Source organism: Acetobacterium sp. K1/6 (assembly GCF_034438075.1).
In the GTDB taxonomy this organism is placed as follows: domain Bacteria; phylum Bacillota; class Clostridia; order Eubacteriales; family Eubacteriaceae; genus Acetobacterium; species Acetobacterium carbinolicum.
The window spans coordinates 1-1,878 of sequence record NZ_JAXQGA010000062.1 but is presented as its reverse complement, the minus strand read 5'-3'; the positions used below and the strand labels follow the sequence as shown (position 1 = coordinate 1,878).

The 1,878-nt window shown below is 37.0% G+C and carries 2 protein-coding genes; both read right to left on the bottom strand.

From position 1 onward, the window contains the following. Positions 1-185: 185 nt before the first annotated feature. On the bottom strand, positions 186-707 hold the full coding sequence (locus tag U2P91_RS17830; protein WP_322520094.1) for a Mu transposase domain-containing protein: 522 nt from the start codon (positions 705-707) through the stop codon (positions 186-188). Between the two features lie 3 nt (positions 708-710). Continuing rightward, a complete protein-coding gene (gene istA / locus U2P91_RS17825; protein ID WP_322520093.1) occupies positions 711-1,700 on the bottom strand; it encodes an IS21 family transposase in 990 nt (329 codons plus the stop codon). Positions 1,701-1,878 lie beyond the last annotated feature (178 nt).

Here is a 1,878-nt window from a genome sequence, read left to right as displayed (position 1 = left end):
TGCCTGTGTTCCCATTCCTGATCGACCAATAATGCAATAAATTGATCGATTGTATAATCTTTATACATTCCCGTTTGCAGGGAGTTGTAATAGGTTTCGGCCATGGCTGTTAAGCGCATTTGCTTCATTTTCTCAATACTTGTTTGGTGATTCATTTGGTCTGTTTTATTTATTTATTTATTTATTCAACAAAAATTCTCTCTTAAATTGCTATGTACAGGGATTGTTAGCTGTATCTCGGTGTTTTTTAATTCAAGATCCATATTGTTTTTTAGAATGCGTAATATGGTTCTGTAACTGTAGCGATCATGATTAAAAGCCATTCTGCACGCCAGTTCTATTCTATGCTGTGGATACTCTTTCTTTAGGTTGATGATGCCCAAGGATTGTTTGTAAGCAGTCTCAGGATAAGCTTGTTGCTCGATTAATGCGGATACATATTTTTTAGTTTCTTCTCCTATTTTCAATGCCTGTTTTTCGAAGTATTCCGGCGACCAATCTGAGTAAAATTGATGAGTACTGCTCATATGCTCTTTTACAGTGATATAAGTCCCTTTTTTAAAGCATCTTTTGTGTGAGGCTATCCGCTGGCTGTTATAATATATCTCAACACCTGTTTGATCGTATTGCATTTCTATCTGCTTGCCGATATACCTGTAAGGCACGCTGTAATAGGTTTTGTCATCCCACAAGCTCACGTTGCTCATTTTCTAAACCTTAGCTTTCTTGTAATTTTTAAGCTGATACTCATTGGGTGGTAAAGCCTGCAGATAATGCTTCTCTATATCTAAAAACTGTTTGACTCTCGATGTCTCAGTTTTGCTCATCAAGCTCTTATTGTACTTTTCAAGCTCAATTTGTATTTGTTTATTGAGATCCTCTAAGCTGAAAAATATCATATCCCGAATGGGATAAAAAATACGCTGATATACCAACTTTACAGCACCTTCAACCAATGCCTTGTCTTGTGGGGAATAGCAGCGTGTGGGATTAATGACACTGGAGTAATGGAGTCCTAAACTCTTCAGAGATTTATTCAATATCGGCTCATACTTAGAAGCTTTTGTGACTGCCGATTTTAAATTGTCGGGCACAATGGCTTTAGGACTGCCCCCGTAAAAGCTCAAACACTTATTGATCGATTGTACGAAATCTTCCCGTTTTTGACTCAGGCTGGCCTCCACGTAAGTATAATGGCTACAAGGAAGTATACCTACAAAAACCTCAACTGGTGTCACTTCACCCGTTTGCTTATCGACTATTTCTAGTTTTTTACCTGTATAATCAATATAAAGCTTGTCGCCAGCCTTGTGCTCAAGTTTACCACTCACTTTTATCTGATTAAACCAAGTGTTAAGGTGCTGATTAAATTGAGTATACCGATAGCCTTCAGGATGTTTTTGTAAATAATTTCGCCATAAAACTTCTCGTGTTGCTCCTGGTCGAAGCAGTTCCTTTTTAAAATAAGGAAAGTATTGACTCAGTTGCTGATAACGATCAGTATCCGAGTTGGAGCTAATTGGAAATAGTTCTAATAAATCCACATCAGAAAAATCCAACAGCTCAGTATAGCTAAGTTCACAGGCATTTAATAGCCTAACGTAGGGATCAATAGTATTGCGATGAATACTTAAGATTTTAGAGCAGGAACGATTACTCTCTCCTTTGATCTTTAATAGTAGTAATTGACGTATGTCCATAATTTCTATCCTTTTGGCAGCCATATTTCTGTAGTGATTAGTGTATACAGAAATAAGATAGAAATCATTCTTGGAGTGGCACAAGTTCGACCGATATACTTCGGAAATTATGTTCCAATTATACTGGCACAACTTGAACCGATATCAGTGGCACACTTTGAAGCGAAATTTTTTTTTT

Excerpts from the sequence above, each read along its gene's own strand:
- U2P91_RS17830 (WP_322520094.1), bottom strand. The coding sequence starts at position 707 with ATGAGCAACGTGAGCTTGTGGGATGACAAAACCTATTACAGCGTGCCT.
- istA (WP_322520093.1), bottom strand. The coding sequence starts at position 1,700 with ATGGACATACGTCAATTACTACTATTAAAGATCAAAGGAGAGAGTAAT.